This window comes from Streptomyces roseoviridis (genome assembly GCF_039535235.1).
Taxonomy (GTDB): domain Bacteria; phylum Actinomycetota; class Actinomycetes; order Streptomycetales; family Streptomycetaceae; genus Streptomyces; species Streptomyces roseoviridis.
In genome coordinates, this window is the sequence record NZ_BAAAWU010000001.1 from 995,510 (window position 1) to 1,007,887 (window position 12,378).

11 protein-coding genes and 1 pseudogene are annotated in these 12,378 nt (G+C 75.1%); 4 read left to right on the forward strand and 8 right to left on the reverse strand.

Annotation, left to right across the window (positions count from 1 at the left end; translation table 11 throughout):
• Positions 1 to 52 precede the first annotated feature (52 nt).
• A pseudogene (locus ABD954_RS04300) lies at positions 53 to 499 on the reverse strand (ATP-binding protein); the annotation flags it as partial.
• A gap of 130 nt (positions 500 to 629) precedes the next feature.
• Positions 630 to 1,286, reverse strand: coding sequence for an HdeD family acid-resistance protein (locus ABD954_RS04305; RefSeq protein ID WP_345484406.1), 657 nt, complete (start codon positions 1,284 to 1,286; stop codon positions 630 to 632).
• A gap of 65 nt (positions 1,287 to 1,351) precedes the next feature.
• On the opposite strand from ABD954_RS04305, the gene ABD954_RS04310 reads away from it, so the two are divergent.
• The gene (locus ABD954_RS04310) at positions 1,352 to 2,095 is read left to right on the forward strand and encodes an enoyl-CoA hydratase/isomerase family protein (protein WP_345484407.1); all 744 of its coding nucleotides are present in this window, start codon (positions 1,352 to 1,354) and stop codon (positions 2,093 to 2,095) included.
• Between the two features lie 21 nt (positions 2,096 to 2,116).
• On the opposite strand, the gene ABD954_RS04315 is transcribed toward ABD954_RS04310, so the two are convergent.
• A complete protein-coding gene (locus ABD954_RS04315) occupies positions 2,117 to 2,761 on the reverse strand; it encodes a DJ-1/PfpI family protein (protein ID WP_345484408.1) in 645 nt (214 codons plus the stop codon).
• 14 nt (positions 2,762 to 2,775) lie between these two features.
• Positions 2,776 to 3,747, reverse strand: a complete 972-nt coding sequence (locus ABD954_RS04320) for a GlxA family transcriptional regulator (protein ID WP_345484409.1) — start codon at positions 3,745 to 3,747, stop codon at positions 2,776 to 2,778.
• Positions 3,748 to 4,306: 559 nt separating this feature from the next.
• Between ABD954_RS04320 and ABD954_RS04325 the strand changes: the two genes are divergently transcribed.
• Entirely contained in the window at positions 4,307 to 5,170 is an 864-nt protein-coding gene (locus ABD954_RS04325; protein WP_345484410.1) for an SCO6745 family protein, read from the forward strand.
• An 85-nt stretch (positions 5,171 to 5,255) separates the two neighbouring features.
• Positions 5,256 to 7,655: a Tex family protein gene (locus tag ABD954_RS04330; protein WP_345484411.1), complete on the forward strand. Its 2,400-nt coding sequence runs from the start codon at positions 5,256 to 5,258 to the stop codon at positions 7,653 to 7,655.
• Between the two features lie 45 nt (positions 7,656 to 7,700).
• Here the strand turns inward: ABD954_RS04330 and ABD954_RS04335 are convergent, their stop codons facing one another.
• From ABD954_RS04335 to ABD954_RS04350, 4 genes are all read right to left on the reverse strand, one after another.
• Complete coding sequence (locus ABD954_RS04335; protein WP_345484412.1) at positions 7,701 to 8,153, reverse strand: ester cyclase; 453 nt, start codon at positions 8,151 to 8,153, stop codon at positions 7,701 to 7,703.
• Between the two features lie 235 nt (positions 8,154 to 8,388).
• Complete coding sequence (locus tag ABD954_RS04340) at positions 8,389 to 8,793, reverse strand: hypothetical protein (RefSeq protein WP_345484413.1); 405 nt, start codon at positions 8,791 to 8,793, stop codon at positions 8,389 to 8,391.
• Positions 8,790 to 9,530: a 2-phosphosulfolactate phosphatase gene (locus ABD954_RS04345; RefSeq protein WP_345484414.1), complete on the reverse strand. Its 741-nt coding sequence runs from the start codon at positions 9,528 to 9,530 to the stop codon at positions 8,790 to 8,792. Before ABD954_RS04345 ends, ABD954_RS04340 begins: the two co-directional genes overlap by 4 nt.
• A complete protein-coding gene (locus ABD954_RS04350; protein WP_345484415.1) occupies positions 9,530 to 11,167 on the reverse strand; it encodes an ABC-F family ATP-binding cassette domain-containing protein in 1,638 nt (545 codons plus the stop codon). Before ABD954_RS04350 ends, ABD954_RS04345 begins: the two co-directional genes overlap by 1 nt.
• A gap of 59 nt (positions 11,168 to 11,226) precedes the next feature.
• Here ABD954_RS04350 and ABD954_RS04355 point away from each other — a divergent pair, with 59 nt between their 5' ends.
• On the forward strand, positions 11,227 to 12,198 hold the full coding sequence (locus tag ABD954_RS04355; RefSeq protein ID WP_345484416.1) for an NAD(P)/FAD-dependent oxidoreductase: 972 nt from the start codon (positions 11,227 to 11,229) through the stop codon (positions 12,196 to 12,198).
• Positions 12,199 to 12,378 lie beyond the last annotated feature (180 nt).

A 12,378-nucleotide genomic window follows, 5' to 3' on the forward strand; every position in this document is an offset into this window, starting at 1 on the left:
CCGGCATCGCGCCCGGCACCACCGGGCCGGGCGGCGCCCCGCCGGGGACGAACGGGTTCAGCGGCAGCGCCGCCCAGATGATCTTGCCGCCGCTCGCGGTGTGCTCGACGTCGCAGGCGCCGCCGGACTCCAGCGCGATCTCCCGGACGAGCAGCAGTCCGCGCCCGCCCGTCTGACCCCAGTCCGCTTCCAGGGCCTTGGGCCGGTAGGGGTGGTTGTCCTCGACGGACACCCGCACCCACTCCGCCCCGATCGCCACCTCCACCGCTATCTCCGGCGAGAGCAGCGCGGCGTGCTTGACCGCGTTGGTGACCAGCTCGGAGACGATGAGGAGCAGTCCCTGGACGGTGTCGTCGTGGACCGGAACGCTCTGCCTGATGAGGAGGTCACGGACGGCGTGCCGGGCCTGCGGCACGGAGACGTCGACCGCGGGAGCGGTGAAGCGCCAGACCCCTTCGTAGGACGGTGGCCGGGCGGGGACGCTCCCGCGGCTCTCCATAGTCCGGCTCCCGCCCTCGTGCTCGATTGTCGCCACGGGTCGAGTCTTGGGAATCCGCCGGTGCGGCTCGGGATACTGACCAGAAATCGACACTTATCGATCGACTTCTGATCGGGTGAGTATGCCAACGTCAGTTGTTCGACTGCTCCTGACCCTCCGCTGACGACTTCGGAAGATTGGCGTCCGGTGTGACCATACTGACGATACGGCGGCCCCCCACCCCCATCGCGATCAGGCCCAGTCCGTCGAAGAGCAGCGCGAGCGAGAAGAAGGTCCCGAGGACGTACCGGCTGCTGTCCGGCCAGTCGAAGAGCACCAGCAGACCGAGCAGCAGACCGAAGGCGCCCTGCAGCAGGGTCCAACCGAACTGCGGTCCGCGCACCACCACGCTCCCGACCAGCCGGAACACCCCGCCCGTCAGGAAGAGCAGGGCCGCGAACATGGTCAGCGCCTCGGCCGAGCCCTCCGGGTGCCGGATGACGACCAGGCCCGCCGCGATGTTCAGCGCGGCCACCACCACCGCCAGCCAGAAGTAGTTGCTGCCGCGCGACTCGATGGCGTGCAGCAGGCCGACGGCCCCGCCGATCAGCAGCAGCCAGCCGAAGAGCAGCATGGAGGTCAGGGTCGCGACCCCGGTGTAGACCAGACCGACGACACCGGCGAGCACCAGCAGGACGCCGAGGGCGGCCAGCCAGCCGAAACTGCGGCTGAGCTTCCGTCCCTCACGGGCGAGCTCGTCCCTCGTGAGATCCGCCGTCCCCTTCGGGGGCGTGTCCTTGCGGGCCATGGGCGTCTCCTCCTCGCACCCCCTACCCGATCGTACGGAGCGGCGGCCCGGATAGCATCCCGCGCATGGAGCCGCAGCTGACCGTCAGCGTCGCCGACGAGGTCGCCACCGTCGTCATCGACAACCCCGCCAAGCGCAACGCCATGACCGCCGGCATGTGGCGGTCGCTGCCCGGGCTGCTCGCCCCGCTCGCCGCCGACCCGTCGGTGCGCGCCCTGGTGCTGACCGGCGCGGGCGAGACCTTCTGCGCCGGCGCCGACATCTCGACGCTGCGTGAGCCGGGCGACGAACAGCAGGCGCTCGCGGTCCGGGCCGAGGAGGCGCTCGCCGCCTTCCCCAAGCCCACCCTCGCCGCCGTCCGCGGCTTCTGCGTCGGCGGCGGCAGCCAGCTCGCCGCCGCCTGTGACCTCCGGTTCGCCGAGGAGGGCGCGCGCTTCGGGGTCACCCCGGCGAAGCTCGGCATCGTCTATCCCGCCTCCTCGACCCGCCGACTGACCGCCCTCGTCGGCCCCTCGGCCGCCAAGTTCCTGCTGTTCTCCGGCGAGTTCGTCGACACCGAGCGGGCGCTGCGGACCGGACTCGTCGACGAGGTGCACCCGGTGGGCGAACTGGACAAGCGGGTCGCCGAGTTCACCCGTACCCTCGTGTCCCGCTCGCTGCTCACCCAGGCCGCCGCCAAGGAGTTCGCGGACGGCCGCACCGACCGGGACGGGCACTGGGCCGAGCAGGCGCAGGGCAGCGGCGACACCGCGGAGGGGGTCGCCGCCTTCCTGGAGGGCCGCGCGGCCCGCTTCACCTACGGGCGCTGAGCGCGCCGGGGCCGCCCGGGCTCAGCCCTCGGTGGCCAGGGAGGCCGTGCTGACGCCACGCCACCTGGCGACCAGGTGCGCCGGGGCCTTCTCCGGCGAGCCCGCGTCGTACGGGGGCTGCGGGTCGTACTCGGTGAGGAGCTGCACCGTCTGCGCGGCCTCGTCACCGGCGATCCGGCCGAACAGGTGCAGCGCCATGTCGATGCCGGAGGAGACGCCCGCCGCGGTGACGTACTTGCCGTCGAAGACGACCCGCTCGCCGGTCGGTTCGGCGCCGAGGGCGCGCAGCTCCTCGTGGGCGAGCCAGTGGGTGGTGGCGCGGCGGTCCTTCAGGAGACCGGCGGCACCCAGGATCAGGGAGCCGGTGCAGACGGACGTGGTCCAGGTGCTGGTCTCGTCGGCGGCGCGCAGCCAGGCCCGGGTCTGCGGGTCGTTCATCGCCCGGCGCGAGTCGGGTCCGCCCGGGACGAGGACGACGTCCGGGCGCGGCACGTCGGTCAGGGCCCGGTCGGCGACGAGCGCGAGGCTGCCCTGGTCGTTCCTGACCGGGCCGGGCTCCCCGGCCACGAGGACGGTCTCGGCTCCGGGCAGCCGGCCGAGGATCTCGTACGGTCCGACGGCGTCGAGCGCGGTGAAGCCGGGGTAGAGCAGGACGGCGATCTGCATGGCGGGGGTCCCTTTCAGCTGACGGGTGCGTGGAAGCGGCGCCGGTAGTCCGCCGGAGCGGTGCCGAGCGCCTTGACGAAGGCCCGGCGCATCGCCTCCGGCGTGCCGTATCCGCAGGCGCGGGCGACCTCCTGGACGCCCTGGACGGACTCCTCGAGGAGCCTGCGGGCGTGTTCGAGGCGTACGCGGTCGACGTAGCGGCCCGGGGTCGTGCCGGTCTCGGCCTGGAAGGCGCGCGCGAAGTGCCGGGGCGAGAGCCGGGCGCAGGCGGCGAGGGCCTCGACGGACAGATCCGCCTCGGGGTGCTCGGCGATCCACTGCTGGAGGTCCCGCAGCGGCTCGCGCCGGGCGGTCTGCGCGGCCAGCTGGGCGCTGAACTGCGCCTGGTTTCCGGGCCTGCGCAGGAAGACGACCAGATGGCGGGCGACGGTGAGGGCCGCGTCCCGGCCCAGGTCCTCCTCGACCAGGGCGAGCGCGAGGTCGATGCCCGCGGTCACCCCGGCGGAGGTGGACAGCCGGCCGTCCCGCACGAAGATCGGGTCCGGGTCGACGTCGACCTCCGGGTAGCAGCGGGCGAGGTGGTCGCAGGCGACCCAGTGCGTGGTGGCGCGGTGCCCGTCGAGCAGTCCCGCCTCCGCGAGCAACAGCGCCCCGGTGCACACCGACACGAGCCGCTCCGCCCGCGGGGCGTGGACGCGCAGCCAGTCCACGAGCGCCGGGTCGGGTGCGCGGGTCCCCTCGCCGCCGGGGACGAGCAGGGTGTGCGGGGGCCCGTCGGCGACGGCGTCCACGAGCGCGGTGTCGGGCAGCAGCCGCAGTCCGCTGGAGGCGCGGACCGGGCCGCCGTCCAGGGAGGCGGTTCGGATCGGGTACCCGGCCGGATCACCGGCGGCGCGTCCGGCACCGGCGAACACCTCCACGGGGCCGGTGACGTCCAGGCTCTGCACGCCGTCGAAGAGGACGACGAGAACGGGTCGCTGCGTCATGGGCCCCATCCTCGGCGGCCGGAGGGAAGGGCCGCAATGACGTGCTTCCCACCTTTCCTGCCATGGGCCCGGGCGGGAGGACAGGCAGAAGGGCGCCGTCGACGCGGGGCTCCGGACGGAGGGCTCCGTCGGCGCGCGGCTCCGCGCGGGTGGGCCCGGCGCGGGAGGACTCCGCGCGGCAGGGCTCCGGCACGGGCTCCGCGCGGGTGGGCACGGCGCGGAAGGGCTCCGGACGGGAGGGCCCGGCACGGGTGGGCTCCGGACGGGAGGGCTCCGGACGGGTGCGTCCGGCACGGGCTCCGCGCGGCAGGGGTCCGGACGGAGGGCCCGGCACGGGAGGGCACCGGACGGAGGGCTCCGCGCGGGTGCGCCCGGCACGGGAGGGCTCCGCGCGGCAGGGCTCCGGCACGGGCTCCGCGCGGGTGGGCCCGGCACGGGCTCCGCGCGGCAGGGTCCGGACGGAGGGCCCGGCACGGGTGGGCTCCGGCGCGAGGGGTGGGCGGCTTCCGGCCGCCCCGGGGATACCCGACGTACCGACCAGTAGGTAAGGTGCGGCTCCATGACGAACCTGCCGCCCCGCGCGGGCCGCCGCTGCGCCCACCCGGTGAACATGCTGCACGCGACGCTGTTCTTCTCGCCCGACCTCGACACCGAGTTCCAGCGGATCGGCGTCACGGACCGGAGCGCCGCGCGGCTGGCCGCGCGCAGCGCGCCGCTCGGGGCCGTGGGGCCCGGAACGGTCGCCGCGGCCTTCTACAACTACAACCACGCCTTCCTCGCCCAGCACCTGCCGGCCGTCTGGGAAGCCGCCTCCCCCGCCGCCGTCCTCGACGCCCGGCTGCGGGCGGCGGACGCCACCCTGCGCCGGCTCCTCGGCGAGGAGGCCCTCGCCTCCGCCGAGATGGCCGAGGCCGCCGAGCTGGCCCTGCGCGCGGCCGAGGCGTGCACCCGGCACGCCCGCCCGCTGTACGCCGGCAACGCGGACCTGCCGGTGCCCGACGCCCCGCACCTGCGGCTCTGGCACGCCACGACCCTGCTGCGCGAACACCGAGGGGACGGTCACCTGGCGGCCCTGCTGAGCGCGGGGCTCGACCCGGTGGAGGCCCTGGCCAGCCACACCGCCACCGGCCGGGGGATGGCTCCGCGCTGGGTCCTGGGCACCCGCGGCTGGCGGCGCGCCGACTGGGAGGCGGCCGTGGAGCGGCTGCGCGGGCGCGGGCTGCTCGACGCGGACGGCGAGCTCACCGAGGCGGGCACGGCGCTGCGCGAGGCCCTGGAGGACGAGACCGACCGCCTGGACGCCGCGCCGTACGAACACCTGGGCGCGGAGGGCACGGCCCGGCTCGCCGGGCTGGCCAAGGGCTTCCTGGTGACGGCCGTCGGCGCGGGAGCGTTCCCGGCGGACCTGACCGCCAAGAGGTAGACGCGGGTCGGTTGCCGCGTACGGGTGAGCGACCCGGCAGAATGCATCCGCAAGCTTGAGGCACGAGAAGGCGGGTCGGGACATCGTGACGACGTCCATCGAGGCAAGGATCGCCGAGGAGCTCGGCGTACGCGAGCGGCAGGTGAAGGCTGCTGTCGAACTGCTCGACGGCGGTTCCACGGTGCCGTTCATCGCTCGCTACCGCAAGGAAGCGACCGAGATGCTCGACGACGCGCAGCTGCGCGCCCTCGAGGAGCGGCTGCGGTACCTGCGCGAGCTGGAGGACCGGCGGACCGCCGTCCTCGACTCCGTACGCGAACAGGGCAAGCTGACGGCCGAGCTGGAGGCGCGGATCCGGGCCGCCGACACCAAGGCGCGTCTCGAGGACATCTACCTGCCGTTCAAGCCGAAGCGGCGGACCAAGGCGCAGATCGCCCGCGAGGCCGGTCTGGAGCCGCTGGCCGACGGGCTGCTCGCCGATCCGTCGGTGGAGCCGCTCGCCGCCGCGGCCGCGTTCGTCGACGCCGACAAGGGCGTCGCGGACCCGGCGGCCGCCCTGGAGGGCGCGCGGGCCATCCTCGCCGAGCGGTTCTCGGAGGACGCCGACCTGATCGGCGAGCTGCGCGAACGCATGTGGGGCCGGGGCCGGCTGGTGGCCCGGGTCAAGGAGGGCAAGGAGGAGGCGGGCGCGAAGTTCGCCGACTACTTCGACTTCGCCGAGCCGTTCACGGCGCTCCCCTCGCACCGGATCCTCGCCATGCTGCGCGGCGAGAAGGAGGACGTGCTCAGCCTGGAGCTGGAGCCGGAGGAGCCGGCCGACGGCCCCGCCGCCACCTCCTCCTACGAGCCGATCGTGGCGCGCCGCTTCGGCGTGGCCGACCGCGGCCGCCCCGGCGACAAGTGGCTCCTGGACACGGTCCGCTGGGCCTGGCGGACCCGGATCCTGGTCCACCTCGGGATCGACCTGCGGCTGCGGCTGCGCACGGCCGCCGAGGACGAGGCCGTGCGGGTCTTCGCCGCGAACCTGCGCGACCTGCTGCTCGCCGCCCCGGCCGGGACGCGGGCCACCCTGGGCCTCGACCCCGGTTTCCGTACGGGGGTGAAGGTGGCCGTGGTCGACGCGACCGGCAAGGTCGTGGCCACCGACACGATCCACCCGCACGTCCCGGCGAACAGGTGGGACGAGTCCCTGGCGAAGCTGGCCCGGCTCGCGAAGGAGCACGCGGTCGAGCTGGTCGCCATCGGCAACGGCACCGCGTCCCGAGAGACCGACAAGCTCGCCGGTGAACTCATCGCGAAGCACCCCGAGTTGAAGCTGACCAAGGTGATGGTGTCCGAGGCGGGCGCCTCGGTCTACTCCGCCTCCGCCTTCGCCTCGCAGGAACTCCCGGACCTGGACGTGTCGTTGCGCGGCGCGGTGTCGATCGCCCGCCGGCTCCAGGACCCGCTCGCCGAGCTGGTGAAGATCGACCCGAAGTCCATCGGCGTCGGCCAGTACCAGCACGACCTGTCCGAGGTGAAGCTCTCCCGCTCCCTCGACGCCGTCGTCGAGGACTGCGTGAACGGCGTCGGCGTCGACGTCAACACGGCCTCCGCGCCGCTGCTCTCACGGGTCTCCGGCATCGGTGCCGGCCTCGCCGAGAACATCGTGGCCCACCGCGACGCCAACGGCCCCTTCCGCTCCCGCCGGGCCCTGAAGGACGTGCCCCGGCTCGGCCCGAAGGCGTACGAGCAGTGCGCGGGCTTCCTGCGGATCCGCGGCGGCGACGACCCGCTGGACGCCTCGGCGGTGCACCCGGAGGCGTACCCGGTCGTGCGCCGCATGGTGAAGGCCACCGGCGGCGAGGTCGCCGCGCTGATCGGCAACACCGGGGTGCTGCGCTCGCTGCGCGCGGACGACTTCGTCGACGAGACCTTCGGTCTGCCGACGGTCACCGACATCCTGAGGGAGCTGGAGAAGCCGGGCCGCGACCCGCGGCCCGCGTTCAAGACGGCCACCTTCAAGGAGGGCGTCGAGAAGATCTCCGACCTGTCCGCCGGGATGGTCCTGGAGGGGGTCGTCACCAACGTGGCCGCGTTCGGCGCGTTCGTCGACATCGGCGTCCACCAGGACGGTCTCGTGCACGTCTCGGCGATGTCGAAGAACTTCGTCAAGGACCCCCGGGACGTCGTGAAGCCGGGTGACGTGGTGCGGGTGAAGGTCCTGGACGTCGACATCCCCCGCAAGCGGATCTCGCTGACGCTGCGCCTGGACGACGAGGCCGCGGCCGGCGCCTCCCAGGCGCCGGGCGGCGGCGAGCGGGCGCCGCGCCGCGAACGGGGCGGGCGTCCGCCGCAGCAGCGCCGCGCGGGCGGCGGTGGCGGGGGCGGTGGCGACCGCAACCGGGGACAGTCGGCCCCGGCCCCCGCGAACAGCGCGATGGCGGACGCCCTGCGCAAGGCGGGCCTCCTGAACGAAGGCGGCGGCAAGCGGCGCGGGCGCTGACCTGCCGCTCGCACCAGGGGCCCGGCCGCGCGGCCGGGCCCCTCGTCATCCGCGGGCCCGCGCCGCGGCCGCGGTTCTGATCGCCGCGAGGTCGACGCCGGCCTGCTCGCACAGGGTGGCCAGGTCGAAGTAGATCGTCTCGCCGGCCATGCGCCCCTCCCGGAACGGGGCGACGTTCGCGAAGGGCACCTCGAAGGTGCCGCCACCCGGCGGGACGCCCAGCCAGTCACCGCCGCTGGTCCCGCGCAGCATCCCCCAGACGACGATGACGTCGTCCCCGAAGGCGCGCCCCTGGTCGTCGGGGCGCAGGTCGGGGAAGGCGGTGAAGTACCCCTGGTACGCGGCGCGGGCGGCGGCACGGCCCTCGCTGCGCAGGCCGAGGGGGGCGGTCTCCAGATAGCAGTCCGCCACGAAGGTGGCGAGGATGGCGTCGTAGTCCCGGGCGGCCTCGGCGGCCCGGTGGGTCTCGAACACCCGGATCATCTCGTCGCGGTCCATGGCCGGTCCCGTCCTGTGACGCCCCCACCCCGATTCTAGGGACCGGCCGCACCCGGCGCAGTCCGTGCCGCCCGGCGGGGGGCGGCACGATGCGCCCCCCGTCGCGCGGGCCGACCGCCTGCCGGCGCCGGCCACGGGGCCCCAGGGCCACGGAGTCACAGGGCCACGACATCACAGGGCCACGGCTACGGGCGACGGCCACGGCTACGGCCACGGCCACGGGCGAAGGCTAGGGCTACGGCACGAAGCGCAGCGCCCAGTCCGCCCGGTTCGCGATCGACAGGTCGTCGTCCTGGGTCAGGGGGTGGAGGAGCCGCTGGGCCGTCTTCGGGTCGGCCTGGACCAGGTCGACGATCTCGGCGGCCAGGCCGTCCTGGTCGTCGCCCAGGTCGACGGCGGAGGCGCGGACGAGGACGGGGAGCTTCTCCGTACCGCCGAGGGCGGCGACGACACCGCCGAGGAGTTCGCGGGCGTAGGAGTTGCGGTCGGCGACGGCGCGGCCGAGTTCCGCCTCCAGGCGCGGCAGCGCCCCCTGGTCGCCCGACGCGGCGATCTCGTCGGCGAGGTCGATCGTCTCGTCGACGTCGGCTTCGAGGTCGTCCAGCATCTCGATGAGCCGGGTCACGCGGTCGTCGGTCATGGTGCCTCCTGGAATGCGCCGTCCACGAGGACGGGTACGGCGGTCGACGCGTCGATCTCGGCGGCCACCTCCACGTCCTGCGGATAGCCGTACTCGTACAGTTCACGGCCCGACTCGCAGCCGTGCAAGGCGGCGACCGGGTCGTCGGTGGCGTCCCACAGCGTGGCCGCCGCGGTCGCCTCGGGGGTGCAGGGGTGCGGGGCGAGGTCCCGCAGTGCGGCCAGGAACGCTCCCGCGCCGAGCAGGTCCTCCAGGGCGGGCCGCAGGGAGCCGTCGGGCCGTCGTTCGCCGGAGGCGACGACGGCGAGGGGCCGTGCGGCGGTGCCGAATCCGCGCTCCGTGAGCCATCGGGCGGCTGCCGTGGGGTTGCGCAGGGAGACGGCGACGACGGCCGCGCCGCCGGCCGTGGCCTCGGCGGCGATGGTGGAGCCGTTCGGGGACGGCAGGACGAGCCGGTCGGGCCAGGGCGCGGGCGCGGCGCGCAGCGCGGCCGGGGAGAGCGACCAGGGGTGCGCCCCGGTGGCCTCGCTCCGGCCCACGGCGAGGACGGCGTCCCGCTCCTTCGCGTACGTCGCGGCGCTCGCGTCCCGCCAGCGGTAGGGGTGCACCGCGGTGCCGCCCTCGACGGCGACGCCGACGGAGGTCGTGAAGGAGAGGACGTCGACGACGACCACGCAGGCGGCCGCGGAGGCGAGGGCCCGCGCCTCCACGGGCCCCCACCCGAAGGTGACGGTCATCAGAGCTCGGTCACCTTGCCGTCGGCGACCTCGATGCGCCGGGTGGTGCGGACGGCGTCGAGCATGCGGCGGTCGTGGGTGACGAGCAGCAGGGTGCCGTCGTAGGAGTCGAGTGCGGACTCCAGCTGTTCGATGGCCGGCAGGTCGAGGTGGTTGGTCGGCTCGTCGAGGACGAGCAGGTTCACCCCGCGGCCCTGGAGGAGCGCGAGCGCGGCGCGGGTGCGTTCGCCCGGCGACAGGGTGGTGGCGGGGCGGAGGACGTGGTCGGCCTTGAGGCCGAACTTGGCGAGCAGGGTGCGGACCTCGGCCGGCTCGGTGTCGGGGACGGCGGCGCAGAACGCGTCGAGGAGCTGCTCCGTGCCGTGGAAGAGCCCACGGGCCTGGTCGACTTCGCCGACGACGACGCCGGGGCCGAGGGCGGCGTCGCCCGCGTCCAGCGGGAGGCGGCCGAGGAGGGCGGCGAGCAGGGTGGACTTGCCGGCCCCGTTGGCGCCGGTGATGGCGACCCGGTCGGCCCAGTCGATCTGGAGGGTGACGGGCCCGAAGGTGAAGTCGCCGCGGCGGACCTCGGCCTCGCGCAGGGTGGCCACCACCGCGCCGGAGCGGGGCGCGGCGGCGATCTCCATGCGCAGCTCCCACTCCTTGCGGGGCTCGTCGACGACGTCGAGGCGTTCGATCATGCGCTGGGTCTGGCGGGCCTTGGCGGCCTGCTTCTCGCTGGCCTCGCCGCGCAGCTTGCGGCCGATCTTGTCGTTGTCGGTGGCCTTGCGGCGGGCGTTGCGGACGCCCTTGTCCATCCAGTTGCGCTGCATGAGGGCGCGCGATTCGAGCGAGGCCCTCTTGTCGGCGTACTCCTCGTACTCCTCGCGGGCGTGCCGCCGGGCGGTGTCCCGCTCCTCCAGATAGGCCTGGTAGCCGCCGCCGTAGAGGGTGATCTGCTGCTGGGCGAGGTCGAGTTCGAGGACCTTGGTGACGGTGCGGGTGAGGAACTCGCGGTCGTGGCTGATGACGACGGTGCCGGCGCGCAGGCCCGTGACGAAGGTCTCCAGGCGTTCCAGGCCGTCGAGGTCGAGGTCGTTGGTGGGCTCGTCGAGGAGGAAGACGTCGTAGCGGGAGAGCAGCAGCGAGGCGAGTCCCGCGCGGGCGGCCTGGCCGCCCGAGAGGGAGGTCATCGGCTGGTCGAGGCCGACGGTGAGGCCGAGGGTGGCGGCGACCTCCTCGGCGCGCTCGTCGAGGTCGGCACCGCCGAGGTCGAGCCAGCGCTCCAGGCTGACGGCGTACGCGTCGTCGGCGCCGGGGGTGCCGTCGACGAGTCCCTGGGTGGCCTCGTCCATGGCCGCCTGGGCCGCGGCGACGCCGGTGCGCCGGGCCAGGAAGTCCCTGACGGTCTCCCCTTCGCGCCGCTCGGGCTCCTGCGGGAGGTGGCCGACGGTGGCGGTGGGCGGCGAGAGCCGCAGCTCTCCGTCCTCGGGGGTGTCGAGGCCCGCGAGCAGCCGGAGCAGGGTCGACTTCCCGGCTCCGTTGACGCCGACGAGGCCGATGACGTCCCCGGGGGCGACGACGAGGTCGAGCCCGGAGAAGAGGGAACGGTCGCCGTGGCCGGCGGCGAGGTTCTTGGCGACGAGGGTGGCAGTCATCAGGGGATGAATCCTAAGTGAGGGCCCGGACGGGGGCCGCATCCCGTACGGTCCTGGGCATGGGTGGTGCCGGGGTCGTGGACGCGGTCGTGGTCGGGGGCGGGGTGGCCGGTCTGACGGCCGCGATCCGGCTGGCGGAGCGGGGGCTGCGCGTGCGGGTCCGGTCGCGGGACGGGGCGGCCGGGACGACCTCGGCGGTGGCGGGGGCGCTGTGGTGGCCGTACCGGATCGAGCCGGCCGCCGAGGTCGGCGCCTGGGCGCTCGCCTCGCTGCGGGTCTACGAGGAGCTGGCCGCCGATCCGGCGTCGACGGGGGTGCGCCTGGTGCCCGGCGTGCACGCGGACACGCTCCTCGCGGGGCTCGGCGGCTGGGCGCGGCAGGTGGGCGGGCTGCGGCAGCTGGCGCCGGAGGAGGTGCCGGGGCCGTACGGGACGGGGCTCGCGGCCCGGCTCCCGCTGATCGACATGCCGGTCCACCTGGGGTGGCTGCGGCAGCGGTTCGAGGCGGCGGGCGGGGTCGTCGCGCACGGGGCCGTGGCGAGCCTGCGGGAGGCGGCGGCCGAGGCGCCGGTGGTGGTGAACTGCACGGGGCTCGCCGCGCGGGAACTGGTGCCGGACCCGGGGGTGCGGGCGGTGCGGGGGCAGCTGGTGCTCGTGGAGAACCCGGGGGTGGACACCTGGTTCACGGCGGCCGACGGCGCGTCCAGCGAGACGACGTACTTCTTTCCGCAGCCCGGGCGGCTGGTCCTGGGCGGGACGGCCGAGGAGGACGACGAGCGCACCGAGCCGGACGCGGCGACGGCGGCGGCGATCGTGGCGCGGTGCGCCCGCGTCAGGCCGGAGATCGCGCGGGCCCGGGTCCTGGGCCACCGGGTGGGCCTGCGGCCGGCCCGCGCGGACGGCGTCCGCATCGACACGGAGCCCCTCCCGGGCGGCGGGCTGCTGGTCCACGACTACGGACACGGCGGGGCGGGCGTCACGGTGGCCTGGGGCTGCGCGGACCGGGTGGCGGAGCTGGTCTGCGGGGGCTGAGGCGGGCGGAGCTTGGCCTGCGAGGGCGGAGGCGGGCGGAGCTGGTCTGCGGGGGCTGAGGTGGGCGGGGCGAGGGCGGAGGCGGGCGGAGCTGGTCTGCGGGGGCTGAGGTGGGCGGGGCGAGGGCGGAGGCGGGCGGAGCTGGTCTGCGGGGGGGGGCGGGGGCGGCTCGCGGGACCG

Excerpts from the sequence above, each read along its gene's own strand:
- ABD954_RS04305 (WP_345484406.1), bottom strand. The coding sequence starts at position 1,286 with ATGGCCCGCAAGGACACGCCCCCGAAGGGGACGGCGGATCTCACGAGG.
- ABD954_RS04310 (WP_345484407.1), top strand. The coding sequence starts at position 1,352 with ATGGAGCCGCAGCTGACCGTCAGCGTCGCCGACGAGGTCGCCACCGTC.
- ABD954_RS04315 (WP_345484408.1), bottom strand. The coding sequence starts at position 2,761 with ATGCAGATCGCCGTCCTGCTCTACCCCGGCTTCACCGCGCTCGACGCC.
- ABD954_RS04320 (WP_345484409.1), bottom strand. The coding sequence starts at position 3,747 with ATGACGCAGCGACCCGTTCTCGTCGTCCTCTTCGACGGCGTGCAGAGC.
- ABD954_RS04325 (WP_345484410.1), top strand. The coding sequence starts at position 4,307 with ATGACGAACCTGCCGCCCCGCGCGGGCCGCCGCTGCGCCCACCCGGTG.
- ABD954_RS04335 (WP_345484412.1), bottom strand. The coding sequence starts at position 8,153 with ATGGACCGCGACGAGATGATCCGGGTGTTCGAGACCCACCGGGCCGCC.
- ABD954_RS04340 (WP_345484413.1), bottom strand. The coding sequence starts at position 8,793 with ATGACCGACGACCGCGTGACCCGGCTCATCGAGATGCTGGACGACCTC.
- ABD954_RS04345 (WP_345484414.1), bottom strand. The coding sequence starts at position 9,530 with ATGACCGTCACCTTCGGGTGGGGGCCCGTGGAGGCGCGGGCCCTCGCC.
- ABD954_RS04350 (WP_345484415.1), bottom strand. The coding sequence starts at position 11,167 with ATGACTGCCACCCTCGTCGCCAAGAACCTCGCCGCCGGCCACGGCGAC.
- ABD954_RS04355 (WP_345484416.1), top strand. The coding sequence starts at position 11,227 with ATGGGTGGTGCCGGGGTCGTGGACGCGGTCGTGGTCGGGGGCGGGGTG.